Source organism: Rhizobium etli 8C-3, assembly GCF_001908375.1.
GTDB lineage: Bacteria > Pseudomonadota > Alphaproteobacteria > Rhizobiales > Rhizobiaceae > Rhizobium > Rhizobium etli_B.
This window is the reverse complement of record NZ_CP017241.1, coordinates 1,434,310-1,458,885: the sequence shown is the minus strand read 5'-3', so window position 1 is coordinate 1,458,885 and position 24,576 is coordinate 1,434,310. Positions and strand designations below refer to the sequence as shown.

General features: G+C 58.3%; 28 protein-coding genes and 1 tRNA gene. 20 read left to right on the top strand and 9 right to left on the bottom strand.

What is annotated here, in order from left to right; all coding sequences use genetic code 11:
* Complete coding sequence (gene rpsI / locus AM571_RS07405; protein WP_022714787.1) at nucleotides 1-468, top strand: 30S ribosomal protein S9; 468 nt, start codon at nucleotides 1-3, stop codon at nucleotides 466-468.
* Nucleotides 469-544: 76 nt separating this feature from the next.
* Here rpsI and AM571_RS07400 read toward each other — a convergent pair whose 3' ends face one another.
* Complete coding sequence (locus tag AM571_RS07400) at nucleotides 545-1,006, bottom strand: Lrp/AsnC family transcriptional regulator (RefSeq protein ID WP_039844539.1); 462 nt, start codon at nucleotides 1,004-1,006, stop codon at nucleotides 545-547.
* 151 nt (nucleotides 1,007-1,157) lie between these two features.
* Here AM571_RS07400 and AM571_RS07395 point away from each other — a divergent pair, with 151 nt between their 5' ends.
* The 4 genes from AM571_RS07395 to AM571_RS07380 all read left to right on the top strand — a co-directional run bounded on the left by AM571_RS07395 (nucleotide 1,158) and on the right by AM571_RS07380 (nucleotide 4,810).
* On the top strand, nucleotides 1,158-1,949 hold the full coding sequence (locus AM571_RS07395; RefSeq protein ID WP_074060865.1) for a phenylalanine 4-monooxygenase: 792 nt from the start codon (nucleotides 1,158-1,160) through the stop codon (nucleotides 1,947-1,949).
* Between the two features lie 85 nt (nucleotides 1,950-2,034).
* Nucleotides 2,035-3,015 carry an agmatinase gene (gene speB / locus AM571_RS07390; RefSeq protein ID WP_074060864.1) on the top strand — a complete coding sequence of 327 codons (981 nt, stop codon included), beginning with the start codon at nucleotides 2,035-2,037 and terminating at the stop codon, nucleotides 3,013-3,015.
* Between the two features lie 49 nt (nucleotides 3,016-3,064).
* On the top strand, nucleotides 3,065-3,997 hold the full coding sequence (argC, locus tag AM571_RS07385; RefSeq protein WP_074060863.1) for an N-acetyl-gamma-glutamyl-phosphate reductase: 933 nt from the start codon (nucleotides 3,065-3,067) through the stop codon (nucleotides 3,995-3,997).
* A gap of 21 nt (nucleotides 3,998-4,018) precedes the next feature.
* The gene (locus AM571_RS07380) at nucleotides 4,019-4,810 is read left to right on the top strand and encodes a sulfite exporter TauE/SafE family protein (RefSeq protein WP_074060862.1); all 792 of its coding nucleotides are present in this window, start codon (nucleotides 4,019-4,021) and stop codon (nucleotides 4,808-4,810) included.
* Nucleotides 4,811-4,831: 21 nt separating this feature from the next.
* Here the strand turns inward: AM571_RS07380 and AM571_RS07375 are convergent, their stop codons facing one another.
* Entirely contained in the window at nucleotides 4,832-5,935 is a 1,104-nt protein-coding gene (locus AM571_RS07375) for a COX15/CtaA family protein (RefSeq protein WP_074063118.1), read from the bottom strand.
* A 111-nt stretch (nucleotides 5,936-6,046) separates the two neighbouring features.
* Between AM571_RS07375 and AM571_RS07370 the strand changes: the two genes are divergently transcribed.
* Nucleotides 6,047-6,256, top strand: coding sequence for a DUF2842 domain-containing protein (locus tag AM571_RS07370; RefSeq protein WP_074060861.1), 210 nt, complete (start codon nucleotides 6,047-6,049; stop codon nucleotides 6,254-6,256).
* 123 nt (nucleotides 6,257-6,379) lie between these two features.
* Entirely contained in the window at nucleotides 6,380-7,603 is a 1,224-nt protein-coding gene (locus AM571_RS07365) for a GNAT family N-acetyltransferase (protein ID WP_074060860.1), read from the top strand.
* Here AM571_RS07365 and AM571_RS07360 read toward each other — a convergent pair whose 3' ends face one another.
* Complete coding sequence (locus AM571_RS07360; protein WP_074060859.1) at nucleotides 7,604-9,739, bottom strand: GumC family protein; 2,136 nt, start codon at nucleotides 9,737-9,739, stop codon at nucleotides 7,604-7,606.
* A 194-nt stretch (nucleotides 9,740-9,933) separates the two neighbouring features.
* Between AM571_RS07360 and AM571_RS07355 the strand changes: the two genes are divergently transcribed.
* From AM571_RS07355 to AM571_RS36895, 6 genes are all read left to right on the top strand, one after another.
* Nucleotides 9,934-10,509 (top strand): polysaccharide biosynthesis/export family protein, encoded by a 576-nt coding sequence (locus AM571_RS07355; protein WP_022714777.1) that lies wholly within the window; start codon nucleotides 9,934-9,936, stop codon nucleotides 10,507-10,509.
* Nucleotides 10,510-10,515: 6 nt separating this feature from the next.
* Entirely contained in the window at nucleotides 10,516-11,697 is a 1,182-nt protein-coding gene (locus tag AM571_RS07350; RefSeq protein ID WP_074060858.1) for a glycosyltransferase, read from the top strand.
* Between the two features lie 46 nt (nucleotides 11,698-11,743).
* Nucleotides 11,744-13,294: an undecaprenyl-phosphate glucose phosphotransferase gene (locus AM571_RS07345; protein WP_074060857.1), complete on the top strand. Its 1,551-nt coding sequence runs from the start codon at nucleotides 11,744-11,746 to the stop codon at nucleotides 13,292-13,294.
* On the top strand, nucleotides 13,291-14,541 hold the full coding sequence (locus tag AM571_RS07340) for an O-antigen ligase family protein (RefSeq protein WP_074060856.1): 1,251 nt from the start codon (nucleotides 13,291-13,293) through the stop codon (nucleotides 14,539-14,541). Before AM571_RS07345 ends, AM571_RS07340 begins: the two co-directional genes overlap by 4 nt.
* A gap of 31 nt (nucleotides 14,542-14,572) precedes the next feature.
* Entirely contained in the window at nucleotides 14,573-14,866 is a 294-nt protein-coding gene (locus AM571_RS07335) for a helix-turn-helix domain-containing protein (protein ID WP_074060855.1), read from the top strand.
* 74 nt (nucleotides 14,867-14,940) lie between these two features.
* On the top strand, nucleotides 14,941-15,090 hold the full coding sequence (locus tag AM571_RS36895) for a hypothetical protein (RefSeq protein ID WP_196776312.1): 150 nt from the start codon (nucleotides 14,941-14,943) through the stop codon (nucleotides 15,088-15,090).
* A 6-nt stretch (nucleotides 15,091-15,096) separates the two neighbouring features.
* Here AM571_RS36895 and AM571_RS07330 read toward each other — a convergent pair whose 3' ends face one another.
* Nucleotides 15,097-15,309 (bottom strand): hypothetical protein, encoded by a 213-nt coding sequence (locus tag AM571_RS07330; protein ID WP_074060854.1) that lies wholly within the window; start codon nucleotides 15,307-15,309, stop codon nucleotides 15,097-15,099.
* Nucleotides 15,310-15,611: 302 nt separating this feature from the next.
* Between AM571_RS07330 and AM571_RS37300 the strand changes: the two genes are divergently transcribed.
* Nucleotides 15,612-15,875: a hypothetical protein gene (locus AM571_RS37300; protein WP_074063117.1), complete on the top strand. Its 264-nt coding sequence runs from the start codon at nucleotides 15,612-15,614 to the stop codon at nucleotides 15,873-15,875.
* A 309-nt stretch (nucleotides 15,876-16,184) separates the two neighbouring features.
* Here AM571_RS37300 and AM571_RS07320 read toward each other — a convergent pair.
* Nucleotides 16,185-16,258 (bottom strand) — tRNA-Pro (locus tag AM571_RS07320).
* A gap of 283 nt (nucleotides 16,259-16,541) precedes the next feature.
* Between AM571_RS07320 and AM571_RS07315 the strand changes: the two genes are divergently transcribed.
* A complete protein-coding gene (locus tag AM571_RS07315) occupies nucleotides 16,542-17,048 on the top strand; it encodes a hypothetical protein (protein WP_074060853.1) in 507 nt (168 codons plus the stop codon).
* A gap of 14 nt (nucleotides 17,049-17,062) precedes the next feature.
* Here AM571_RS07315 and AM571_RS07310 read toward each other — a convergent pair whose 3' ends face one another.
* Nucleotides 17,063-17,287, bottom strand: a complete 225-nt coding sequence (locus tag AM571_RS07310; RefSeq protein ID WP_074060852.1) for a hypothetical protein — start codon at nucleotides 17,285-17,287, stop codon at nucleotides 17,063-17,065.
* 900 nt (nucleotides 17,288-18,187) lie between these two features.
* Here AM571_RS07310 and AM571_RS07305 point away from each other — a divergent pair.
* A complete protein-coding gene (locus tag AM571_RS07305) occupies nucleotides 18,188-18,829 on the top strand; it encodes a hypothetical protein (RefSeq protein ID WP_074060851.1) in 642 nt (213 codons plus the stop codon).
* 161 nt (nucleotides 18,830-18,990) lie between these two features.
* On the opposite strand, the gene AM571_RS07300 is transcribed toward AM571_RS07305, so the two are convergent.
* A complete protein-coding gene (locus tag AM571_RS07300) occupies nucleotides 18,991-19,398 on the bottom strand; it encodes a hypothetical protein (protein WP_074060850.1) in 408 nt (135 codons plus the stop codon).
* 247 nt (nucleotides 19,399-19,645) lie between these two features.
* Here AM571_RS07300 and AM571_RS07295 point away from each other — a divergent pair, with 247 nt between their 5' ends.
* Both AM571_RS07295 and AM571_RS07290 read left to right on the top strand, forming a co-directional pair.
* On the top strand, nucleotides 19,646-19,930 hold the full coding sequence (locus AM571_RS07295) for an Arc family DNA-binding protein (protein ID WP_074060849.1): 285 nt from the start codon (nucleotides 19,646-19,648) through the stop codon (nucleotides 19,928-19,930).
* Between the two features lie 26 nt (nucleotides 19,931-19,956).
* Nucleotides 19,957-20,472, top strand: a complete 516-nt coding sequence (locus tag AM571_RS07290; RefSeq protein WP_074060848.1) for a hypothetical protein — start codon at nucleotides 19,957-19,959, stop codon at nucleotides 20,470-20,472.
* A gap of 37 nt (nucleotides 20,473-20,509) precedes the next feature.
* Here AM571_RS07290 and ligD read toward each other — a convergent pair whose 3' ends face one another.
* Nucleotides 20,510-21,556, bottom strand: coding sequence for a non-homologous end-joining DNA ligase (ligD, locus tag AM571_RS07285; protein WP_074060847.1), 1,047 nt, complete (start codon nucleotides 21,554-21,556; stop codon nucleotides 20,510-20,512).
* A 54-nt stretch (nucleotides 21,557-21,610) separates the two neighbouring features.
* Entirely contained in the window at nucleotides 21,611-21,841 is a 231-nt protein-coding gene (locus AM571_RS07280) for a hypothetical protein (protein ID WP_074060846.1), read from the bottom strand.
* Between the two features lie 671 nt (nucleotides 21,842-22,512).
* Between AM571_RS07280 and AM571_RS07275 the strand changes: the two genes are divergently transcribed.
* Both AM571_RS07275 and AM571_RS07270 read left to right on the top strand, forming a co-directional pair.
* Nucleotides 22,513-23,244: an SOS response-associated peptidase family protein gene (locus AM571_RS07275; RefSeq protein WP_074063116.1), complete on the top strand. Its 732-nt coding sequence runs from the start codon at nucleotides 22,513-22,515 to the stop codon at nucleotides 23,242-23,244.
* Between the two features lie 8 nt (nucleotides 23,245-23,252).
* Nucleotides 23,253-24,440: a hypothetical protein gene (locus AM571_RS07270; RefSeq protein ID WP_155774418.1), complete on the top strand. Its 1,188-nt coding sequence runs from the start codon at nucleotides 23,253-23,255 to the stop codon at nucleotides 24,438-24,440.
* Nucleotides 24,441-24,576 lie beyond the last annotated feature (136 nt).

Below are 24,576 nucleotides of genomic sequence, written 5' to 3'. Positions count from 1 at the left end.
ATGGCTGACCTCTCTTCCCTGAAGGATCTCGGCACGTCGTCGGAAGCAGCTGCTCCGGTTCACGTCCGCAAGGTCGACTCGCTTGGCCGCTCCTATGCGACCGGCAAGCGTAAGGACGCCGTAGCCCGTGTTTGGCTCAAGGCCGGCTCCGGCAAGATCACCGTCAACGGCAAGGACTTCACGGCATACTTCGCCCGTCCGGTCCTGCAGATGATCCTGCGCCAGCCGATTGTCGCTGCAGCCCGCGACGGCCAGTTCGACATTGTCGCAACGGTTGCAGGCGGCGGTCTTTCCGGCCAGGCCGGTGCCGTTCGTCACGGTCTCTCGAAGGCCCTCACCTACTTCGAGCCGGGCCTTCGCGGCGTGCTCAAGAAGGGCGGCTTCCTGACCCGCGACAGCCGCGTCGTCGAGCGTAAAAAGTACGGCAAGGCCAAGGCCCGCCGCTCGTTCCAGTTCTCGAAGCGCTAATCGCTCCAGACTACGGATTTTTGCGAAGGCCGGGTTCTCCCCGGCCTTTTCATTTGCCACCGATCGCAGCCGGCCCTCAGATCGGCAGCTCTGTCGTCGACTTGAGTTCGCGCAGGACGAAGCTCGAAACCACATTGCGAACATGTGGATTGCGCATCAGGTAGCGCGTCATGAACGCCTCGTAGGCCTCGACGTCGCGCGCCCTGATCTTCAGCATATAGTCGAACGTCCCCGATAGCGCATAGCATTCCATGATCTCGGGCCGGTCGCGCACTGCGGCGGCGAAGGCTTCGATCGCCTCTTCGTGGTGGTCCTCCAAGGTTACATGGGCGATGATGCAGAGCTTGAGATCGAGCTTTGCCGGATCGAGCAGCGCCACACGCTTGCGAATGACGCCTTCCGTCTCCAGTTCCTGCATCTTGCGCCATGCGGTGCTTTGCGACATGCCGGCCTTTTCCGCCAGCTCGGCGAGCGACAGACTGCTGCCGGCCTGCACAAGCTGCAGGAGCTTGCGGGCCGCCTTCAAGTTTTCTTTCACTCTTTACCCTCCTCACGGATTTTTCTCCCATTTTCTAACCATAATCCGGCAATGCTGAAATGTTTACCCGCATTCCCAGGGATATAATGGTGACATGACAGCCGGGGTCGGAATTACCCGGCTCATTGGATCAGAGGACGGGAGGCCGCTCATGACCAAGGAGAGCACCTACACGGCAAATCTGCCGGATGCGCACGGCATCTATCACTACACCGCTGAGGAAGACCAAATCTGGAGCGAGCTCTATCAGCGCCAGATGACGCTGCTCGCAGACAAGGCCTGCCGGGAATATCTGGACGGCGTGACGACTCTCGGGCTGAAGCCGGACAAGGTTCCGCAGCTTCGCGACGTCAATCGGCGTCTGAGCGAGACCACCGGCTTCGGCGTCGAAGGCGTCCCAGCCCTCATCCCGCCGTCGCGCTTCTATGAATTGCTGTCGCAGGGCAAGTTTCCGCTGGCGACGTTCATCCGGCGTCGCGAGCATATCGACTATATCGAAGAGCCGGACATCTTCCACGAGGTCTTCGGCCATTGCCCGCTGCTGACCAACAAAAGCTACGCCAATTTCGTGCGCCGCTTCGGCGAGAAGGCCGTCGGCCTCGGCAAGGGGTATTCCTGGCACCTGTTTCGGATTTTCTGGTTCACTGTGGAATTCGGTCTCATCAACACGCCGCAGGGGCGCCGCTGCTTCGGCGCCGGTATCGTCTCCTCGCCCAGCGAGACGCGGGCAGCAATGGAAGGCAAGGCATGCGAATTCCGGTCCTTCGACCTGATGACAGCGCTGAGAACGCCCTACCGGATCGATATCGTCCAGCCGATCTACTACGTGATCGACAGCTTTTCGCAGTTGGAGTCGATCATCGAGGAAGATATCGGTGCCCGCATCAACGAGGCCAAGGCTCTCGGCGACTTTCCGCCGGCATTCGAAGCCAAGGCGTCCTGAGCGACAGGAATTACGTTTCGTTCGGGGCTTGCCTTGTCGAGGCTGATTGGTCCAACGTCCCGCCAACATGTGATGGAGGGACGCCATGGCAGAGAAGTCGATCGATCACGCCTTTATGGCGACCAGCCTCACATCCTCGGCCACTGACCCGACATTTGCTGGAGCCCTCTCCTTCATGCGGCGTCGGTTCACCAAGGTTCTTTCAGGCGTGGACGCCGTCGTCTGGGGCATCCCCTTCGATGCGGCAACCTCCAACCGGCCAGGAACGCGCTTCGGGCCGCAGGCGATCCGCCGCGCCTCGGCGATCTTCGACAACGATCCACAATATCCCTTCAATCGCGATCTCTTCGCCGAAATGGCGGTGATCGACTACGGCGACTGCCTGCTTGACTACGGCAATCACCAGGAGGCGCCGGCGGCAATCGAGCGGCAGGCGAATACGATTCTTGATAGCGGCGCCTTCCTGCTCACGCTTGGCGGCGACCACTATGTCACATGGCCGATCCTGAAGGCGCATGCAGCCAGGCACGGTCCGCTGGCGCTGGTGCAGTTCGACGCGCATCAGGATACCTGGCTCGACGACAATCGGCGGATCGATCACGGCTCCTTCGTCGCACGCGCTGCCCGCGACGGCATAATCAATCCGGAGCGATCCATCCAGATCGGCATCCGTACCCACGCGCCGGAGGATTGCGGCATCCGCATCCTCTACGGCCATCAGATCGAAGAAATGAATGGCGCTGAGATCGCCTCGGCAATCGTCTCGCACACCAGGGACGCTCCGGCCTATGTGACTTTTGATGTCGACTGCCTCGATCCGGCCTATGCCCCAGGTACCGGCACGCCAGTTGCAGGGGGGCCGTCGAGCGCCAAGATCCTTTCGGTCCTGCAGCGCCTGCAGCAGCTCGATATCCGCGGCGCAGACGTGGTCGAGGTCTCGCCGCCTTATGATCACGCAGATATCACCGCCATTGCAGGGGCGACGGTCGCGATGTATATGCTGGGCCTCTGCGCCGAGAGGCACGCAGCCGCCCTGGGCGGTTATCAGACTGAATCAACTTCATGACACACTGATTCCGGAAGCAATTCGAACTCGTTGAAAGCGCAGGATTATCATGGCACCGAAAATCTTCATCGACGGCGAACACGGCACGACGGGCCTGCAGATCCGCACGCGCATGGCCGGCCGCCGCGATGTCGAGCTCGTGTCCATTCCGGAAGCTGAGCGCCGCAATGCCGCGATGCGGGAGGACATGCTGAACAGCGCCGATATCGCCATCCTATGTCTGCCCGACGATGCGTCGAAGGCAGCCGTCCAGATGGTTTCGGCCAACAACAATGTCCGCGTTATCGACACGTCGACCGCCTTCCGCGTCAATCCCGGCTGGGCCTATGGGTTTGCCGAAATGGACAAGGAGCAGGCCGAAAAGATCAGGGCCGCCCGTTTTGTCGCCAACCCCGGCTGCTACCCGACAGGCGCCATCGGCCTCATCCGGCCGTTGCGAGCTGCAGGCATTCTGCCCGACGGCTATCCAGTTACCGTCAATGCGGTCTCCGGCTATACCGGCGGCGGCAAGCAGATGATCGCGCAGATCGAAGACCAGAGCCGCGACGATAAAATCACCGCGCCGCATTTCCTCTATGGCTTGCCGCTGACACACAAGCATGTGCCGGAGATGAAAATCCATGGCCTGCTCGACCGAGCGCCAATCTTTTCGCCTTCGGTCGGCAAATTCCCGCAGGGCATGATCGTCCAGGTGCCGCTGCATCTCGACGCTCTCTCGGGTAATGCGACGCTCGAAAGCATCCATGCGGCCCTGACGGCCCATTATGCCGGTCAGGATATCGTCACGGTCGTCCCGCTCGAGGAGAGTCGGGCACTTGCCCGGATCGATGCCGTCGAGCTTGCCGGGAAGGACACGATGAAGCTCTTCGTGTTCGGCACGCCGGGCACCAGTCAGGTCAACCTCGTCGCTCTGCTCGACAATCTTGGCAAGGGCGCCTCGGGTGCGGCCGTCCAAAACATGGATCTGATGCTCGCCTCGTAAGCCTTCCGGAGCTCCGCGGACATGCCGATCGATACGCTTTCGGCCGGCGTTGCCGAATGGTTTTGCGCTGCGCTGCCGGATCACGGCATCTATGGGCTGATCCTCTTTGCCTTCATTGCCGGGCTCGCACGCGGCTTTTCGGGCTTCGGGGCGGCGCTGATCTTCATTCCACTGGGCGGCGCGATCGTCGGCCCGAAGCTGGTTTCTCCCGTTTTGCTTATCATCGACGGGCTTGCGACACTTGGAATGATCCCGCCTGCCTGGCGCAGCGCCAACCGGCCTGAAGTCTTCGCAATGGCGATCGGCGCTGCTCTCGGCGTTCCTGCGGGCACAGTTGCGCTTGCGCTGATGGATCCTCTGACGCTCCGATGGATCATCACCGCCGTCGCCATCTCGCTGCTGGCGCTCCTGGTGTCGGGCTGGCGTCATCATGGCGAGCCGCGAGCGCCGCTGAGCGCCGGGGTAGGCCTGATCGCCGGTCTTTTCAGCGGCGCGGTACAGCTTGGCGGCCCGCCGGTCGTTGCCTATTGGCTCGGCGGCAAGAGCGACTTCACCCGCGTGCGGGCGAATGTCATCCTCTACTTCTCGATCTCCACCTGCTTCAGCGCAATCAGCTATTATGCCTTGGGACTTTTCGTGCAGCCCGTCTTTGCTCTGACGCTCGTCATCCTGCCGGGCTACGCGCTCGGCCTTTATGGCGGCTCGAAGCTGTTCGGCTTGGCGAAGGAAAGCACGTTCCGGCTGATCTGCTATCTGCTCATCGCTGCGGCCGCCATCATCGGCATGCCGGCGCTCGACGGAGCTTTGCGGTAAGCGCCTGACGCACCCTCCGGCTCAGTCCCTTTCCGCAATCATCGTGTCGTGCGAAAACTCACCGTAGTAGCCGCGCCAGTTGGCGACGGCGAAGCCCAAAACGATCAAGGCGCCTGCCTGGTGCAAAAGACCCCAATGAAGCGGGACCTGCAGGAGGAGAGTGGCGATGCCGATTGCCGCCTGCAGCGTGACGAGTGCGAAGAGGACGACAGCACGGCGGGCGTGGGTGGTTTGGGGAGCTGCGCGAAGCGCAACCACCATGTTGATGAAAGCGAGCGCGAAAAGCACGTAGGCGCCGGCGCGATGGGTGAATTGAACGGTCTTCGGATTCTCGAAGAAGTTGATCCAGGCGGGCTTTTGGATGAGAAGATCGGAGGGGATGATCGCGCCATCCATCAGCGGCCAGGTATTGTAGGCGAAGCCGGCATCAAGGCCGGCCACCAGCGCGCCAAGATAGATCTGGAAGAGCGCGAAAACAGCAATTACCGCCGCCCATGTCCGCGAGCCTTCGGTCGGCGCGGCGTCGTTCGAATGCGGGGAAAGTCCGCGCATGATCCACATGCAGGCAGTGAAGATCAGACAGGCCATGACGAGGTGCGTCGCGAGGCGATACTGGCTGACGTCGGTGCGCACCGAAAGACCGGATGAGACCATCCACCAGCCGATGAAACCCTGCAGGCCGCCGAGCGCCAGGATGCCGGCTAGCGGCCAGCGCAGCCGCCGCTCGACCATGCCCGTCAGCCAGAAAAAAACAAGCGGCAGAGCGAAGATGATCCCGATCGCGCGGGCGATCAGCCGGTGCGCCCATTCCCACCAGAAAATGGTCTTGAAATCCTCCACGGTCATGTGGCTGTTTAGCTGCTGGAATTCGGGAATGCGCTGGTAGAGCTTGAATTCCTCCTCCCATTCAGCAGCAGTGACAGGCGGAACGACGCCGTGGATAGGCTTCCATTCCGTGATCGAAAGGCCCGAATTGGTAAGACGCGTGGCGCCGCCGACGAGCACGAGACAGACGAGCGCGACGAGCACGAATCCCAGCCAGACGCGCAATGCACGGCGGTTCCGGTCCAACCTGCGGACCTCGCTCAAGATCGACTGTTCCGTGGTCAAATTCGCGACGGCCATGATCACTCCTTCTTTCCGGCAGTTGATTTGCCCCAACGCCTCATGCAAAACAAGCCCCGAACCTTTGCGGCATGCCGTCGCGCGGGTCCACACAGCCCGGAAAGAGAATTCATGCCCGTCCGCTTGCGCAAATTCATCGGCACGATCCTCATCGTCGTTCTCGTGCTTCTTTATGCGCTTTTGGCGAACACGATCGCCGTCGCGGCACTCGGGGGATCGTCGTGGCGGGTTCACCTCCTCTATTTCTCGCTGACGGGCCTGGTCTGGGTCCTGCCGGCGATGCTGATCATCAAATGGATGGCCGGTCCGCGGCAGAAGTGAACGCCGTTAACGCCGAAATAACCGTGATCCGCGGAAAAGACAGTCCGCCCTTTTGCATTTAAGCCAAATGAAGGCGCTCGCCCCTTATGCTTCCCGTCAAGCCATCTTGACCGGAGAAGACCCGTGCAGACGCACAAGCTCGATATCCATCAACAGCTGCTCGACGAAGCGGCGAAAGCCGAGGCAGGCTCTGCGAGCCTTCGCTCGCCGAACGCGGAACTGGATGTCTCGGTCTTCGACACGATTGCGATGCTGGAAAAGGATTGGCGCGCCCTGGAGCGGGACAATCTGGCCTCTCTCCATCAGGGCTATGACTGGTGCCGTAGCTGGATCGAGGCCCATCGGCGACCGCTCGTCATTTTGCGGGGCGTTTGCGGGTCAGAAACGGCCTTTATCCTGCCGATCGAAATCGAGCGCAGCCATGGCGTGCGGATCGCGAAGTTCATCGGCGCCGATCACAGCAATATCAATACCGGACTTTTCACGAAGCGTTTTCTCCAAGGCGCCGTTGACCTTGACGCGTATCGCTTTGCCGAGAGCCTTCGTCACACCCTTCGCGGCAAGGCCGATCTGCTGCTCTTGCAGAACATCCCGCTGGAATGGCGCGGCCGGAAGAGCTTGCTCGGTCTGTTGCCGTTGGTGCAGAACCAGAACCACGCCTATCAGCTGCCGCTGCTTGAAAATTTCGAGGCGACGCTCAAGCAGTTGAACTCCAAGAGCCGCCGGAAGAAGTTCCGGGTGCAGTCGAAGCGGCTCGAATCCATCGGCGGATTCGACTATGTCGCTGGCGGGACGGCCGGCGAGCAGCACGCCCTTCTTGACCAGTTCTTCGCTCAAAAGGCCGAGCGCTTCAAGGCGCTCGGGCTGCCCGACGTGTTTGCCGACCCCAAAACACGGACTTTTCTCCATGGCCTGATCGACATTCGCCACGGCGACGACTTCGGCCTCGAGATGCACGCGATCCGCCTCAAGGGCGAAAACGAAGGGCATATCGCCGCGCTATCCGGCATCTCGCGCAAGGGTGATCATGTGATCTGCCAGTTCAGTTCGATCAACGAAAGCATTGCAAAGGATGCAAGTCCGGGTGAATTCCTCTTTTGGCAGATGATTTCGAGATTGCACGGGAAAGGCGTCGCGCTCTTCGATTTCGGTCTCGGCGATCAGGTCTACAAACGTTCTTGGGCACCGATCGAAACGGATCATCACGATGTGGTGCTGCCGCTGTCCTTGCTAGGAAATATCGCCGGACTTGCGCATTGGGCCATCACGCGGAGCAAGGCCCACATCAAGGCACGGCCCGGCCTCTATAAATTCGCACAGCGCGCTCGTTCAAAGATCGGCGTCTGATCAGGCCGCGCGGCGCGGGAGGTCCTGCGCTATTGTTTCGTCGCCCGACATCAACACGACGCGCTGATAACCCGCCCTTTCGAATTCCGTCATCGCGAAGACGAAGTCCTCTTCGATCACGACTGGCATCGAAAGGATGATCTCGACATCCTTGCTGCGCGTCAGGCGGGAGACACCGGCAACATCGGCTGCGCCGCACTCGACAATCACGAGATCATAGGCTGAGGCCAATGCGTCGAGCAGCAGCGAAAGCCGGTCTGCCCCGCGCATCGCCTGGCGGATGTCGCTGATGCCCTGCGGGATCAGATGAGCGTCTGAGTAACGGTCGCCGTGGATCGTTTCGCCGAAAGCGGCAGCGCCGCACAGCAGATCGGTCACGCCCGGCGCATTCGGGTCGTCGCCCATCAGCTTGGTCGGATAGCCGGAGCCGGTCATGTCGACCAGAACCATGCGCTGACCGACATCGGCAAGCGCACGGGCGAGCGAAACGGTCGCCGCGGAACCGTCGTCACCAGTCGGCGATATCGCAACAGCGAGCGTTGCCCGGCTGCTCGTGAGATAATCGGCGACAGAGCTGATCGAGAATTCGTTTTCGTCTTGCAGAGGTGGAGGCGCCTGCGGCCCAGGCTCCTCTTCCACCGGTGCCGAAAGCATGCTGGGCTTGATATCACGCTTGGCTTTCGGCACGGCGGCCTGCGTTTTTTCTTCGATCGGCGAGGCAGGCTCGACGTTGCCGTCGACCGGACGCAGCGCCCGGCCACTGAAGAGTTCGACGAGCATGATGACGATGGCGCTCATGATCAACGTCGCGACGGCAGCGACGGCAACGATCGGCACGACCTTCGGGAAAAAAGGATCGACAGGCTCGATGGCGCGCGAGACGATGCGCGCATCTGCCGGACTCGAATTGCTGTCGGCGCGGGAAGCGGCTTCCCGGTAGCGAGCGAGGTAGGTTTCAAGCAGCTGGCGCTGGGCATTTGCCTCGCGCTGCAGGGCGTTGAGGCCGACCTCGTCTTCGCCCGCCTGTGCGCTGTTTGCCCGCAACGTGCCGGACTGGCGCTCGAGTTCGGCAGCACGAAGACCGGCGACCTTCGCCTCGCTCTCGACGCTGGCCAGGATCTTTTGCGTTTCCTGGCGGATCTGAGCTTTGATGTCGGCAAGCTGCGCCCGCAGGCTCTTCAACTTCGGATGGTTGTTGAGCAACGACGTGCTGAGATCGGAAATCTGCGACTGTAGGCCCGACTCAGTAGCCTTCAGCCGCTGCATGGACTGCGAGGACATGATGTCCGGCAACGTGTCGGACGCCTCACCGGAGGCGAGCGCGTTGCGGACGGACTGGGCGCGCGCCTCGGCATTGGCCTTTTCGCCGCGTACGCGGGTCAGCTCGACGGAGATATCGTTCAGCTGCTGCTGCGGAAAGTTGCTGCCACCGTTCGTCGGCAGGAGACCGTGTTTGGCGCGGTACTCGGCAACCTTCTGCTCGGCGTCGTTTACCTTCTGGCGAAGGTTCTCGATTTCCGGCTCAAGCCAACGAGTGGCCTCCGAGTTCGTATCGAGTTTGGCACCGCTCTGCGTCGCGAGATAGACATTCGCCATGGCATTCGGAATGCGCGCAGCAATCTTCGAATCCTTCGACGTGAAGGTGATGCCGATGACGCGCGAACCGGGGACTTGGTAGACTTGAAGACGCTCGATGAATGCATCGATCACGCGTTCTTCGGGCAGATTTTCAAGCGGGTTCTTCTTGAGATGCAGTGCCACAAGGATGTCGCTCAACGCAGAGCCGTTGACGGCATCGTCGAATTCGGGCAGCTCATAGAGCTTTTCGCTGTTGATGACCTGCTTGATGATATCGGCAGACTGCAGAAGCTGAACCTGGCTCGCAATGTTCAACTCGTCGAGCAGCGGTCCGCCGTTGCCGTCGTTCGACTGGGTGTTTGCGAAAGCCGGTGCACGCTGCTCGATCAGCAGACGCGTTTCGGCTCTGTATTTCGGCGAGATCATCTTGGCGCCGGCAAATGCGACCCCTGCCCCGATCAGCGTGACGGCGAGGACTTTCAGCCGGAAGGCCCAGACGGCTCGAACGAGCTGGCCAAGGTCGATGTCCACATCCTGATTACCCGTCACGCCGGACATACTCGTACTCCGAGAACAAACATGGCGCGAAGCGTAAAGGACTATAGTAACCCGACGGTTAATGTTGCCCGCATTAGCAGAGCAAAGCGTGGCCGGGCAGAAAGCAAAAAAATGCCGTGCATCTTTTACCAGCCATTAACCCTAACGGATCGATAACGGCAGGATCGAGTTCGTTTCCTGTGAGCATAACGCGGATGCTTTTTGTCCAGCCCAAGACGCTTCTGGCTCTGAGCCTTGTCGCCATGACGGCGGCACTGAGCGGCTGCAACACCTATAAGCCAGCGCCGAGAGCTTTCAATCAGGCAACGATCCAGCCCTATACGCTCGACAGCGGCGACCGCCTGCGCATCACCGTTTTCGATCAGCCGAGCATGACCAATACCTATATGGTCGATCAGGCAGGCTACATCGCCTTCCCGCTCGTCGGACAGGTGCCGGCGCGCGGACGCACGCTGCAGCAGCTTTCCGGCCAAATCGCCCAGAAGCTGCAGCAGGGTTATCTGCGCGATCCCGATGTGACGATCGATGTCGACCGCTACCGCTCCATCTTCATCATGGGTGAAGTCGGCCAGCCGGGCCAGTATTCCTATGTGCCGGGCATGACGGTGCAGAACGCGATCGCCGTTGCCGGCGGCTTCACCTCCCGCGCCAATCAGGGCACGGTCGACGTCACTCGCAAGATCAACGGTCAGGTGCTGACCGGGCGTGTCAACATTTCGTCCTCGATCATCGCCGGTGACACGATCTATGTCCGCGAACGGCTGTTCTGATCGCTGATGGCAGAACCGCGCCCCCTCCGCATACTCCATTGTTTCAGATCGCCCGTAGGCGGGATATTTCGCCACGTCCGCGATCTGGTGGAAGAACACAGCACGGCCGGGCATGAGATCGGCATCCTCTGCGACAGTTCCACCGGCGGCGAGCACGAGGACCGGCTTTTCGACGATATCCGTCCCTTTCTCTCGCTCGGGCTGACGCGCATACCGATCCGGCGTTCCGTCGCGCTTTCCGATATCGGCGTGATATGGGAGACATACAAGAAGATCAAAAGTTTGCGGCCGGACGTGCTGCACGGACACGGCGCCAAGGGCGGCGTGCTCGCGCGCCTTGTCGGCTCAGCCTTGCGGGTGAACAGGTATCGCGTAGCCCGCCTCTATACCGCCCACGGCGGAAGCCTGCACTACTCCCGTTCGTCGCTCAGCGGACAGTTCGTTCTGCGGATGGAGCGGTTGCAGGAATATTTTACCGATGCCCTCGTCTTCATCTGCGAATACGAACGAGACACCTATGCAAAGAAAGTGGGCCGGCCGAGATCCATGACGCGGCTGATCTACAACGGGATCGGGGAGCGGGATTTCCAGATCATTCCTACACGATCCGATGCGGTCCATTTCATCTATGTCGGAATGCTCCGGGACCTTAAGGGTCCTGATCTGTTTGTGGATGCATTTGCCAGGACCGAGCGGCTGATTGGGCGCCCTCTTTCCGCGCTGATGATCGGCGACGGGCCGGATCGCGAGAAATATCGCGACATGATGGTCGAGCGCGGCCTCGGCAAGCGTATCGGCATGCTGCCGCCGATGCGTGTGCAGGAAGCCTTCGCAATGGCGCAAACCCTGGTGGTGCCATCGCGCGCCGAAGCCATGCCCTACATCATCCTGGAAGGACTTGGCGCCGGAAAGACCGTCATTGCCAGCCGCGTCGGCGGCATTCCGGAAGTGCTCGGCAGGAGCAGCCCTGCCCTGGTCGCGCCCGACAACGCGGATGACCTAGCCCGCGTCATGGCCGATGCGCTGACGACACCGGGCTGGCACAATGCCGTCATGCCTTCGATCGACTCGGTGAAGTCCGTTTTTTCCTCGTCGGTGATGGCAAGAGATGTCCTGAAGCTGTACCACGCGCTCGTCGAGGGGCCCTCAGCCTCCGAAACCCACGAGGCATCCGTAAATCTTTCTTAGTGCCTTTCTGCTAATGCCGTTCGAAACAACGAGCGACTGAAGCCCCATGAACAAAGCAGAAAAGAGCGATCAGTTCGACGTGGAGGCCCTGCGCAAGCGGGTTTCCGCTGCCAACACAGACGGTGGCGGGAAGGAAACGCCCGGAGAGATCAACGCCTATGCCCGGCAGATCGCCGAACAGTTCCGCAAGGCAACACGTTCGCCATCGATGGTCATCGGCCAGCTGCGCCTCTTCGAATTCTTCTCGCAATTCGCAATCGGGCTGCTCGCCTTCCTGATCTGGCCTGGAGACGGCAGCGAAAGCCTTGGCGAGCGGGCGGGCATCGCAGCCGCCGCGGCGGCCTTTGGCGTCTTGGCGCTCCAGCTTGCCGATACCTATTCCATTCCCGCGCTGCGGGCTCGCGTTCGCCTGCTGCCGCGCATCTTCGCCGCCTGGGCGGCTGGCTTTGCCGCAACGGAACCGATCTTTTCGCTCTTCCGCGATCTTGCCTGGGGCCAGGTAAGCCTGCATGTCGCCTGGTTCACGCTTGCTTCAACCTTCCTGCTCGGCTCACGCTTCCTGGTCGCCTACGGTATTCGCAACTGGGCTCGCAACGGCGTCATGGAGCGTCGCGCCGTGATTGTCGGCGGCGGCGAACCTGCCAAGGATCTGATCCGCGTTCTCGAGCAGCAGGCGGACAACGACATCCGCATATGCGGCATCTTCGACGACCGGGGCGAAAAGCGCTCGCCGATCATGGTCGCCGGCTATCCGAAGCTCGGCACCGTTGCCGAACTGGTCGAATTCGTACGGCTCACCCGGATCGACATGCTGATCATCGCATTGCCGCTCAGCGCCGAAGCCCGCATCCTGCAGCTTCTCAAAAAACTCTGGATCCTGCCGGTCGATATCCGCCTTGCTGCACACGCCAACCGCCTGCGGTTCCGGCCGCGTGCCTATTCGCATATCGGCTCCGTGCCGATGCTCGACATTTTCAAGAAGCCGATCCGCGATTGGGACTCGGTCGCCAAACGCGGCTTCGACCTCTTCTTCGCATCGCTTGCGCTTGCCCTGCTCTGGCCGGTGATGATCCTGACGGCCATTGCAATCAAGCTGACGTCCAAGGGTCCAGTCTTCTTCATGCAGAAGCGGCACGGCTTCAACAATGAGGTCATCAACGTCTTCAAGTTCCGCTCGATGTACACAAACATGAGCGATCACAACGCCAAGGTCGTTGTGACCAAGGGCGATCCGCGCGTGACATCGGTCGGCCGCTTCATCCGCAAATCCTCGATCGATGAATTACCGCAACTGTTCAATGTGCTGAAAGGCGATCTCTCGCTCGTCGGGCCCCGGCCGCACGCAGTGCTTGCCCAGACCAAAGATCGCGCCTGGGGCGACATCGTCGAAGGCTATTTCGCCCGTCACCGCGTCAAGCCCGGCGTGACCGGGTGGGCGCAGATCAACGGCTGGCGCGGCGAGATCGACAATGACGACAAGATCAAGTTCCGCACTGCCTACGACCTCTACTATATCGAGAACTGGTCGCTCTGGTTCGATCTCAAGATATTGTTCCTGACGCCGGTGCGGCTGCTCAACACGGAAAACGCCTATTGAGCGCGATCGAGGCGGCATATTCGCGCGTCGCCCAACCGCAGCGCGCCGCACTGCGATTGATCGGCTCGGCGATGGTTGCCTTCGGCGTCTTCCTCGCTGGCTTCGTCATCAATGAACCTGCCCCTTACGAACTGTGGATGGCCGGCCTCGTCGGCATCTGGTTCATCCTCGGTCTGCGGATCTCGCGTTTCACCGCGATGCTTCTGACCCTGCTCGTGACCTTCAATGTCGGCGGCATGCTTTCGCTGACGCAAATGAAGGACCTGACTGGCGGGCCGATGTATGTCGCGGTCTCTACCTTCCTTGCCCTGACCTCGGTCTTCTATGCGGCCATCATCGAAGACAGCGCCAAGCGGCTGCCGCTGATCTTCAATGCTTGGGTCTTTGCAGCCGTCATCACCTCGTTGCTCGGCATACTTGGATATTTCCATGCCTTTCCCGGCGCCGAGGTCTTTACGCTCTACGACCGCGCAAAGGGCGCATTCCAGGATCCGAACGTCTTCGGACCGTTCCTCGTGGTACCGTCTCTCTATCTGATCCACGGCATTTTGACGCGCGACCTGAAGACCTCGCCGGTCCGCGCCGCCGCGCTGCTGATCGTTGCGCTCGGAGTATTCCTGTCATTCTCGCGCGCCGCCTGGGGTCTCTTCCTGCTCGGCGTGGTGCTGCTCATCTTCCTGATGCTGCTGAAGGAGCGAAGCGGCGCATTCCGGCTGCGCATCCTCATCCTCTCGCTTCTGGCGATCGTTTTGATGGTGGCAGCCCTTCTAATCGCGCTTCAACTCCCGCAAGTTGCCGATCTGTTCAGCACGCGCGCACAACTCGTCCAGGAGTATGACGGCGAGTATCTCGGTCGTTTCGACCGCCACCGGATCGGTTTTCAGATGATGATGGAGAGACCGCTCGGTCTAGGCCCAATGGTGTTCGGCACCATCTTTCCGGAAGACGAGCACAATATCTGGCTGAAGACGCTGACGACCTACGGATGGCTCGGCTTTGTCTCCTATGTGTCGCTGCTTGTGTGGACGCTTTACCTCGGCTTCAAGAACCTGCTCAGGAACCGGCCTTGGCAACCTTATCTGATGATCGCCTGGATCTGCGTCATCGGCCACGCGGTCATCGGCAACGTGATCGACATCGACCATTGGCGGCATGTCTATCTGCTCTTCGGCATCGTCTGGGGGTGCGCAGCACTCGAACATCGCTATCGGCAGAATTTCCCCGGACATAGCGGCCTAACTACTTGAGAACGGCGGCATTCGCGCTAAACTTCCAAGCATGATTACAGGAATGCAGATACGCGGCGCTCGCGCCATGACCGGTATGAGCATCGATGAACTAGCCGCTGCGTCCGGCCTGACGCCGGAAGCTGTAGAGGCACTCGAAGACGGCGACGGAATGGGCGAGCCTGGCGCATTCCTAGCCGCCAAGCACGCGCTGGAAGCAGCCGGCGTGATCTTTATCGCAAGCGGCAATCAGGACGAAGGCGGCCCCGGCGTGCGTCTGCGGGCGCGAACGTCAAACGATGACGGCATTCGCCCCGAAAACCTCAACGCCGCAAACGACGACTGAGGGCGGCCCGCACGGGGAACCAACCGGCTCGTCACGCGTTTTTTCTTCGATATCAAAACGTTGGGGAAAACATCTTGAACCGCTACAATGGTCTCTATTTCGTCATCGGCGCCCTGGTCGTCGTCATCATCGGCCTTGGCGCTTATGTTTTCAATGAGGAGCGCAAGCCCGATGGCATCGAACTCCGCATCGGCCAGAACGGCATTTCGGTCGAGGAAAAATGAGGGCTTCTAGAGATAGGCTTTCGCAAGAGCGGTGAGTTTGGTGCTGTCCTTGGCGCCCTGGCGATAGAGTTGGATAATCAGCGCGCCGAGGTGTTCGGCTTCCGGCGTGTTGCGGCTTAGGCCCCTCGCCTTGCAGACGACATCCAACACTTCGGAAATCAGATCCAGGTCCTCCGAAAAGAGCGGCAGATCACGGGGATGAAAAGTTGCATCGAGCATCAAGCCGCACTTCCCATGAGGGCGAAAGCACAACCGCATCATTCGCCAGGCGCCCATCCATGGCCGACGATGCAGATAATATGCGCGCCGATTTCAGGCTTGGCAACTGGTACAAATTTCTGCGGTCGCAGGCTGGTTTCCGGTGCGCCTCCTGACTGGCGTTCTGCCTGTTTTTATTTTGCATGCCAATCAAGCTTATGCTTTCCCATATAAAACAGCGCACCATTTACTTCCTGCGCCGGAGGCGCGCGATAGGGAAACATTGCGCCGTTGCGCAGAAAAACATTAGAGGGCCGACTGTAATGGGAATTCGACGGACGACTTTGATAGCTGCATTGGCGTTGTCTGGCTGCACCAGCGACTCGGAAGGAATTGAGCCAATACGCGGAAGCATCACATATGGAGGCCAGCCACAGGCGCGCCTTACCAAATCGCCGCCCGGCTCTGTTCTCCCCCATCAGTTTATCGACCCGACCGGCCGATGGGTGGAGGAAACCTACATCATTCAGCCGGACCGGAGCCTCAAGCTCGTAAGACGGCGCGATGTGGTCGACAGCGTCGATTGAGTGGACACAAGCAAGAAAGGCGATGCGATTCGGCCATTCCCTGGACCAGATCGCTATTGGACGTCGCCGCCCCCAGCGACAGTCCGCGACTTGTCCAAGGCAGAGCAATTGCTTTGCATGGAACTTCCACGTGTCGTGGTCGTGCTCGCGGCTACAGTGGGATCAACCGCAGCAGGCGCATGGCTATTTCAGGCTGGCTCAGAGCCGGAAGTGACTGCTCCGAACAGAAAAAGCGGCCAGTCGGGCGTTGCCCAACCAGCCGCTTTTCCGGATGCCCGAACATACTCGTTGAACCAACGAGTGAAAATCTCGGAATGGCCGGATTTGAACCGACGACCCCTTGACCCCCAGTCAAGTGCGCTACCAGACTGCGCTACATTCCGTCACGCCGAAACGGCTTGATCCTGTTAGTCTTTTGGGTTTTTTGGCGCAAGGGAAAAAATGGTCCCGCAGAATAAAAATGGAACGAAATATACGGAAAAGCGCCAACTGGTGCAGAAAGTCCCACCGAAGTCCCACCAGAAGTTCTTGATGCGTTCCTTTACCATCCGCGCTGCCATCACGGAGCAGCGCCCCTTGAGGAACTCATAAGACAATCATTGCCATTCAACCTGGACGGACGGCGATATCGGCCCTATTCAACCAGTTTCGACAAAGGAATCTGACGTGACAAACAATGAGCTTATCACTCTTGTGCTTTCAACGGCGTCATTCGCAGTTTCATTGTTCATTGCCGGCTGGACGGTCTTCAGGGACGCTATTCAAAAGCCGAAATTTCGCGTGACGATTTCGATAAAGAAGGTTTTCATGCCAGACGGCATTAAAACGATCGGGCCCGACATATTCGTGGAGGCTCTAAACCTTGGGCCATCCCCCAATCGTGCGGTGGCTGTCTTCGCTCGCCCAAGTTGGCTCAATCGGAAATTAGGAAAGCGTTCCGCCTATATTCATCCCGACTATACGCACATCGCCAACAATGTTCCGAAAGAGCGCATTGAGGTAGGCAACGGCGCAACCTTCGTATTTCCACTGTCGACCAACACGTTCCTTGACGCGGGATTTAGTCAGGTCGGTGTTTCAGATGGGTTTGGAAAAATACACTGGGCCGATCGAAAAGAGATGCTAAAGGCAGCTGAACAGGCAAAAAAGCATCGAGGATCAGCTGCAAACTAACACCGGGTTGGACCTCACGTGATCCGATGCAATATCTCATCCGTCAATACAATTTGGAATGTGTTTTCGTCGATCCAGTTCACATGCTGACCATCAGCGGTGGATAGTTGCTTGGTGCCCTTCGCTTGCGACACGCTGCCGTCCAGCATCCTCATCGAGATGATTTTCGTTCGCTCTATTACCGTATAAATGCGGCCGGACTCTCCACGCGCCTGAATTCGATCGGTTTCCTGAAGCATTTCTCAGTTCCTCATTGGTTTGCCCTAGATCTAGCCGCCGATCCGATGATTGCATAGATCTCACCCTCGGTAAGGGTGAGGTCGGTGGCGATCAGTGCTTCTTTGCTCCCGCCGCAGCTCGATTCCGCTGGAAAACAATTGCAGCCGGGTCGAGTTGAGCAGTGTGGAAAACACAAACCCGCCCTTGCAGATTTACCAGCTCCAATCCACATTCTATGTGCCGGTGGACGCACCGGCCGCAAACCTTGATATGACAACGCTGAACACCGCTGAAAACCAACGAACAACGCTCCCAAAGTCTCAAAGCAACAAGTATCTGTGAAAACAACGCTCTCACGCTCACTGATTAACACGCGCTCAACGAACCAAAGCTGACAAACGAAACAACGCTCCAAGCCAATCGAACCTCACAGGAGGAAGATTAGGGGTGGCCACCCCACCTTCCGTTGAAATGACCGAACGACTTCGAAGTTATCCTCAATCCCCTTTTAGGGTTCCGAGGGCGCCTGACGAACCGGAGACGCAGGAATGCGGGTACGGTTGGAAGTTGAAGGTACGGTGGAGTTGCGGACGATCTACTGGATTGCCGCCTTTATCCTGACCTACTTCATGTAAGTAAACAGATACACGAGACTGAGGGGGCCGGTGAAAACCGGCCCTTTTTCAATTGCGCCGTTTTCACGACTTAGCAAGAACGTCCCGATACATGACGGATGCACATGTTTTACACGTTTCGGGTTTTCAAAGATGACTTCTCCCAATCAAGATTCCGCTGCCTTTTCTCACAGCTGGTCTTAATCGGCGCGCCAGTCGGCTGGCAATATTTTCGGGACAACCTGGCGGTGGTACTTCCCAACGCCACGCAAGTCGGGCAGTCATACGGGCGAAGGGGATTTCATCATGGCACAAGAAGACGACGACACACTTGAAGCAACTGGCACACTTGGTACACCGAAGCAGCGCGCTCGTTCGCTCATTCGCTCCATAATTCCGGCTGTGGCTTTCGGCCTTGGTGCAATGGCGGTGAGCTATTCCCTCAGCGCCGTCGTTACCGGCTGGCTTATCACTTCGACGCCTGTCGAACATTTCCGCCAGTTACCCGAGGGCGATGCCACACGGATAGTTGCACAGCTGCGGGGGACGAGCGAGAACCTAGCCTACCTTCAGAAGCTCGTGGCGAGTCAGCCTGACGCAGCTGCCAACGCTGAGAAGGCGCAAGCGGATGTCAATGCCGTAATCCACCTTCTTGACAGCTTGCCTGTAGTTGAGAGCCGAGCGGAGGTTATTTCCCTTCCCTCGCTCGTTACGCAGGCAGTGGCGCAGGAAATCAGAGGCGGCAAAACCTCCGGAGGTAGCAGCGTCCAAGATATTATTGCGCTGGGGCTCACTGGCTTTATTGCGCTGATGCTTCTGGTGTTCACCGTCCTCTATTTTCGAACCGAGGACAAATCTAAGAAGGTGTTTGCCGAAAAGATAATCACCAGCATCGTGGGTTTCCTCTTCGGCTTGGCGACGGGCTCGGTGTCCGGACGCGGCAAATAGAAGGTCGCCTATTTTTCGTCGCAGGGCCACGCGGATTCGTATGCCGTGTAGAGTGACCGAACTGCTGGCTACGTCTTCTTTTCAGGGTGCGTTTCGACCCATTCGCACCCGGCCCTTATCATGAGGGCCATGTTCGCTTTCTCGGTAGGCCAACGTTCATCCTATCCGTCCCTCCGAGCCGACGCGTTCAAGGCATCGACGACTTCCATAGGCAGACAGAAGTGCAGTTCTCCTTCCCGATGAGACCACGCGGCTGTACCGCGCTTTATCTCGATCGCTCGATGTTCGACGGCGGGAACAAGGCTCATCGCATTTGCGAGAGCGATCATCTTCAAGAAAGCCTGCGTCTGCTCTCTACCCGCTGAGGCGAGCATCTGGTTGGCTGCCGTCTGAAAACTCCTGCCCAGATAGTGGATAGCCTGGTCATACGGCCCGTTTACAGGCGCCGTCGCAGCCAGGCCCGATGTAGCAGCAAACGCCGCAAAACCAGTGACAAGTCCCCGCCGCCCAAGGCAAGGAGAACCGTTCGTGCCGCCGTCCGCCACGGCACGTGATGCATCGCTTTGCATGTTTCTTGTTTCCTAGATTTTCATTCATCAATGCGACAAACATCCGCGGCAGTGCCCCGGGTGATGTCGCATGTCCTCGTGTTTCTTTCAGGAGACCCATTTCACCGAGACAGGCGTTCGTCTTTCTTCTTATTTCGCGGGACCAGCGGCCCATGCCTCAGCGATTTCTAATGTGTTGCATAGGGCTCCTATGGTGGCAAGTCGACACCATTGATTTTTTGGAGCCCTGTTGCAATCACAATTTCTAATGAGTAAAGAGCCGAAGTATCCAAGCGAGGTCGCCGAGAAATTCAATGTCCGCCTTCCCAGCGGCATGCGCGAACTCATCCGCAAGGCGGCCGAAGAGAGCGGACGGTCAATGAACGTGGAGATCATCCACAGGCTTCAGAATTCCTTTGCGCAACAGACTATTTCGGTCGAACTCATCGACGTGCTGAAGGCGCTGGCCGGCTCTGTTGTCGAGGTAAAGGAACGCGACGGTATTCAGGAAGTCACGTTCCAGCGGCCGATTCCCGTGCCAAATCGCGACTGACGGCTGCCAGCAAACAAGAGTTATCGATGCTAGCAAATGCGCCGACAGACAATCTCTACAAATTTGCAACCTTCCTAGGCATTGCGTTGTTTGTATTTTGCACTTGGCAGTCTACGGAACGATACCAAAAAATTGAAAGCCAGTTACTTGATGCGCGGTTACAAGAAGAAATCCTAAACCTCCGCCTCAAAGATAATCAGGATACGATCGCGGAGCTGAAAGCTGAAACGAATGAAGCGATGAAGCCTGAGGAATTTGAGCGACGACGGCAGGAGTGGATAGCGCGGTTGGATCAAGTAAGCAAATCTAACGATGGGCTGATGCCGGAATGGGAAAAGGTTCACACTTCGATATCCCGCGCTACGCTCGATCAGATTCAATATCTGGAAGATGAGAAGTGGTCGCTGAAAGTGGGCCAAATTGGCGGGCTCGTTGCGGCTGCGCTGGGCATCCTGCTTTGGTATCTTCTACACCAACGCCATCAAGATGCATTACTTCGCGCACAATTGATGTCTGCGAAATCATCGGGTGCCTCCCGCTAATGCCACAGTACCGACGCGTCGAGCGGTGAGGGAGCGCTCAATTGGCAAGGATCTCGTAAATTGCGGCGTTCTCCTCCAGATCGCGCAGCCCTTTATAGGATGATTGCCGCAGCTTGCCGTCATGCGTCCAGGCGCGATATTCGATCTCGGCCACCAGCGTCGGCTTCACCCAAACAATATATTTGCGCCGACCGGAATATTCGACAGGCGGCTTCTTGACCTTGAGTTTGTCGAGAGCGGCGCGGAGTTCATGTGCCGTTCGCTCATTGAAGCCAGTCCCGACCGATCCGACATAGACCAGCTTGCGACCGTGACGCGCTCCGAGCAGCAGTGAGCCAATCCCAGCCCGCGCGACGAAAGAATGCTCGTATCCAACGATCGCGAAGCCGTCGCTCTGGATGCATTTGATTTTCTGCCAGTCGCCGCGCCGGCCGGAGCGATATGGGCTCTCCCGATCTTTCGCGATGATTCCCTCAAGGCCGTGTTCGCAGGCGGCGAAATAAAGCCTATCTCCGTCTGCCTCGATCTCTTCAGAAAGCCGGATGACATCGTCCCGGCTCTTGATCAGCCCCTCCAAGAGATGCCGCCGAGCGGTGAATTCCAATGTTCTCAGATCATGACCGTCGAAATAGAGAAGGTCGAACGCCATGAAGATCGCTTCGGTTGAGATGCGCTTGCCGCTCCGGTCGCCGAGCGATTGCTGAAGCAGTCCGAAGTCCGACCTTCCTTGCTCATCGAGAACGACAGCCTCGCCATCAAGGATAGCCGTCGCGACGTCGAGCTTCTTCGCCGCTTTTGCGATGGCCGGGAAGCGATCCGTCCAATCATGGCCGCCTCTGGTGATAATGCGAACGCCTTTCGGCTCGATATGTACAGCCAGGCGATATCCATCCCATTTGATTTCGAAAGCCCACCGCGGCCCCTTGGGCGGCCTTGCTTTCAACAGCGCGAGGCACGGCTCAACGCGTTCTGGCAAGGGATCGAGGGGAAGATTAGGTTGCGCCGGATCGCGCAGCTTGCGCGGCCGGGATCGCAATGGTTGATCGGTGGCCTGAAGAGACCTGGAACGCGGGGGCTTTGCCATCCGACAATTAAATCACGCAATAAGCAAATATCCACCGAGAATTCAGCATGAATACTATTCTATCGGCCGCTTGAACTGCTCGATCCGCATCGAGCGGCTGAGGGCCTCGGCGAGCGCTTGAGATGAATGCTCGCCCCCTATTGCGAGACTAACGGCGGTCGTCATCGCCACACGGCCACGGCCGCTCTCTATCGGAACATGATGACTTTTGCACCACTGGTGAACCACCGTGGTGACCGTGTCGATCTGGCTTTCATCGAGGGGAAGTAAATCTAGAAGGGACATCTTGTGCTCCTCCGTGCTTAACCGGTCTTAGCCGTCAATTCGGGGCCGGTAAAACAGCATATACCAAGGCGCAAAGCGGAACCTCTTCTGTACGTTAGCGCACTGGAACGTTTTGATGCATCGACCGTTCACCAAACGTCGCGCGACGAAGTCGCCCGTTGATCAGTTGCCCGCTGATCACTTAAGGATGGCGTCCGCCCCCCGTTCGCCCAACTTCGTCGCGCGATCGATATCTGCGCCGTGACGTTGGATCAGCTACGGCACAGGGTGCGACGGGCTCGTCTCGAACCTTCCTCAACGGCGAGCCCAGTCGTCACTGCACCGCCAGGCAATTCACCCGTTCCTTTTGATTTCCTAAGCCGCAGCTCTCCCTTCGGCGGCGTCGGTTTGCGACGCGCCAGACACGGCTCCCGGAGGAGAGGTTTTGATTGACGCAGCTTCGTCATGCCAATCACTATACGACTTAAATTCGTGGCGAGGTCCTGTCATCATGTGTGCAAATCGATAGCAGGTGCCGGCAGTATCGCGCGCAACTCGACGGGGACGCCTATCTTGTCTTTTGCTTCCCGACTCGCGAAGCTGCCTCAGAATTTCAATCACGCTGGAACGGCCAGTTCATCGACACTGACGAAGTTTCAAAACGCGGCTATTGGGAGCCGAGGGAGGGAAATGTGTGCAATCTCTACCGGATGCTGAGTAACCAGGAGGCAATCCGCGCGATCACACGCGCGATGATCGACAGCACCGGCAATCTGCAGCCGATCGAAGAGATATGGCCCGACCGGATGGCGCCCATCGTCCGCAACACACCGGCCGGCCGGGAGCTGGCAAACGTGCGATGGGGCCTTCCGAGCTCGTCACAGGCGCTGTTTCAGGCGGCGACCAAACGAGCGGACAGCCTGCGAAAGAAAGGCAAGGACGTCGATTTCCAGGAGCTTCTGAAAATGGAGCCGGATGGCGGAACCACCAATGTTCGCAATGTCGAAAGCAAGCATTGGAAGCGCTGGCACGGCGTCGAATTTCGCTGCGTCGTTCCTTTCACGGCCTTCGCCGAGCCGGACTCGGCCAGCAAGCCCGAAGGTGGCAGAACGCCGAATGCCTGGTTTGCGGCCGATCCGGATTGTCCGCTGATGTTCTTCGCTGGATTTTGGGTGCCGCAATGGCAGAGCGTCCGCAAGATCAAGGAAGGCTTGGTGACTGCGGATCTCTACGGTTTCCTGACGACCGAGCCGAACGCCATCGTGGCGCCGATCCACGAGAAGGCCATGCCGGTCATCTTGTCGAACGTGGATGAAATCGAAACCTGGCTGACAGCACCATGGGAGGAGGCAAGGAGGTTGCAGCGTCCGCTGACAAATGACAAACTCGTGCTCTTGCCCGTTGAGCAGGCCGCCGTGGCTTGATGTGAAACATGAATAAAATTTATATACCACCGTTGCCGCAGCATGAAAACAGCGAAATTCTATCAATTATCAACAACAAAGGAGGAATATTTTTTCTTGAAGGTCGACATCGAATAAATATGTATAAGCTTATGCTTGGTCTGCATATGAGACTTACGCATAATTGTAATATTACACTTGATAAATACTACACAGCCAGACCCAGGCCTATTACATATGGGCTGACATCGCACCCTTCGCTGAATGCATTTGCTTACGCGTCTCCTACCGAGGACTTTGATTTTGTAGGGCTTAACATCGGTGTCTATTTCACCCTGCGGGACACGTTTAGCCGTTTACTAAGTCTGCCTCAATTTCTCAAAGACATCGGGGATTCAAACAAAGAAGACGCATCGAGGGCACACATCCCCTATCTGGTCACCGATCTGATCAATCAAGCGCGCGATCGGCAAGGTGTTGTCCCGCTGTGCCCTGTACGCGCTATCTATGCTCACTACATGCTTGGCGCCGCCCTCGACTTCCTTTTTTTTCATGAAGTAACACATCTGCGATTTGGACATTTGGACTGGCTTCGACAGCGAGAAGGGGCGTCCGTCTTAGGTGAGGCTATCGGTGAAACAAGCTCTGAGGGTGGACTGATCCGTCAGGCGCTCGAAATGGACGCGGACGCCGGTGCAATATTATACACGCTAAACAAGGCCTATGATGTTATGCGCGAGGGAGTGCCGCGTCCGCCAAATTTGCAAGCGGAGCAAGCATTACAGGAAGCCTATGGATCGCCTGAGAAAGTCGTCCGCCTGATTTTTAGCTCGGTCTACATTTTGTTTCGCCTGTTTGACTGCAAAGAATGGGACCCATTCAACCAGCATCTTTTTACTCATCCCCAGTCGCCCTTGCGACAGCATTGGATCGCTCTGACGATAGCGGAGATATTCAAAAACAATTCTTACTATGCCTACGATGCCGATACTGCTTTGAATGATGTGGCACACCTCATCAGTAGATCGGAATTCGGAATAGCGGCAATTTTAAATGACGAGCCTGATTTTCGGGGAATCCAGTCAGTAGTTGGCAACTCATTGTCGACTGAGCATCTGCAAGCCGTTTTGGATGCATGGGCGGGTATACGGGACGAACTTTTGCCCTTCGTTCGCGGCGGAAATCTTGCGCCAGCTTCAGGCAGGCTGAGTTCGTAGTAGCCTACCGACGCATCGAGGCGCTCAACATCAAGTTAGTAGTAGGCCGGGCTATTTTCCGCCTTACAGGAATATTTCCCCTGCGCCGCGGTTATCAGCCGACTGTCGACGCACAGGACGCCCAAATTCGGAAATT

Excerpts from the sequence above, each read along its gene's own strand:
- AM571_RS07380 (WP_074060862.1), top strand. The coding sequence starts at position 4,019 with ATGCCGATCGATACGCTTTCGGCCGGCGTTGCCGAATGGTTTTGCGCT.
- AM571_RS07360 (WP_074060859.1), bottom strand. The coding sequence starts at position 9,739 with ATGTCCGGCGTGACGGGTAATCAGGATGTGGACATCGACCTTGGCCAG.
- AM571_RS07290 (WP_074060848.1), top strand. The coding sequence starts at position 19,957 with ATGCTAGCAAATGCGCCGACAGACAATCTCTACAAATTTGCAACCTTC.
- AM571_RS07355 (WP_022714777.1), top strand. The coding sequence starts at position 9,934 with ATGCTTTTTGTCCAGCCCAAGACGCTTCTGGCTCTGAGCCTTGTCGCC.
- AM571_RS07335 (WP_074060855.1), top strand. The coding sequence starts at position 14,573 with ATGATTACAGGAATGCAGATACGCGGCGCTCGCGCCATGACCGGTATG.
- AM571_RS07395 (WP_074060865.1), top strand. The coding sequence starts at position 1,158 with ATGACCAAGGAGAGCACCTACACGGCAAATCTGCCGGATGCGCACGGC.
- ligD (WP_074060847.1), bottom strand. The coding sequence starts at position 21,556 with ATGGCAAAGCCCCCGCGTTCCAGGTCTCTTCAGGCCACCGATCAACCA.
- AM571_RS07310 (WP_074060852.1), bottom strand. The coding sequence starts at position 17,287 with ATGCTTCAGGAAACCGATCGAATTCAGGCGCGTGGAGAGTCCGGCCGC.
- AM571_RS07280 (WP_074060846.1), bottom strand. The coding sequence starts at position 21,841 with ATGTCCCTTCTAGATTTACTTCCCCTCGATGAAAGCCAGATCGACACG.
- rpsI (WP_022714787.1), top strand. The coding sequence starts at position 1 with ATGGCTGACCTCTCTTCCCTGAAGGATCTCGGCACGTCGTCGGAAGCA.
- AM571_RS07350 (WP_074060858.1), top strand. The coding sequence starts at position 10,516 with ATGGCAGAACCGCGCCCCCTCCGCATACTCCATTGTTTCAGATCGCCC.
- AM571_RS07270 (WP_155774418.1), top strand. The coding sequence starts at position 23,253 with ATGAATAAAATTTATATACCACCGTTGCCGCAGCATGAAAACAGCGAA.
- AM571_RS07295 (WP_074060849.1), top strand. The coding sequence starts at position 19,646 with ATGAGTAAAGAGCCGAAGTATCCAAGCGAGGTCGCCGAGAAATTCAAT.
- AM571_RS07345 (WP_074060857.1), top strand. The coding sequence starts at position 11,744 with ATGAACAAAGCAGAAAAGAGCGATCAGTTCGACGTGGAGGCCCTGCGC.
- AM571_RS07330 (WP_074060854.1), bottom strand. The coding sequence starts at position 15,309 with ATGCTCGATGCAACTTTTCATCCCCGTGATCTGCCGCTCTTTTCGGAG.
- speB (WP_074060864.1), top strand. The coding sequence starts at position 2,035 with ATGGCAGAGAAGTCGATCGATCACGCCTTTATGGCGACCAGCCTCACA.
- AM571_RS07300 (WP_074060850.1), bottom strand. The coding sequence starts at position 19,398 with ATGCAAAGCGATGCATCACGTGCCGTGGCGGACGGCGGCACGAACGGT.
- AM571_RS07370 (WP_074060861.1), top strand. The coding sequence starts at position 6,047 with ATGCCCGTCCGCTTGCGCAAATTCATCGGCACGATCCTCATCGTCGTT.
- AM571_RS07305 (WP_074060851.1), top strand. The coding sequence starts at position 18,188 with ATGGCACAAGAAGACGACGACACACTTGAAGCAACTGGCACACTTGGT.
- argC (WP_074060863.1), top strand. The coding sequence starts at position 3,065 with ATGGCACCGAAAATCTTCATCGACGGCGAACACGGCACGACGGGCCTG.
- AM571_RS07375 (WP_074063118.1), bottom strand. The coding sequence starts at position 5,935 with ATGGCCGTCGCGAATTTGACCACGGAACAGTCGATCTTGAGCGAGGTC.
- AM571_RS37300 (WP_074063117.1), top strand. The coding sequence starts at position 15,612 with ATGGGAATTCGACGGACGACTTTGATAGCTGCATTGGCGTTGTCTGGC.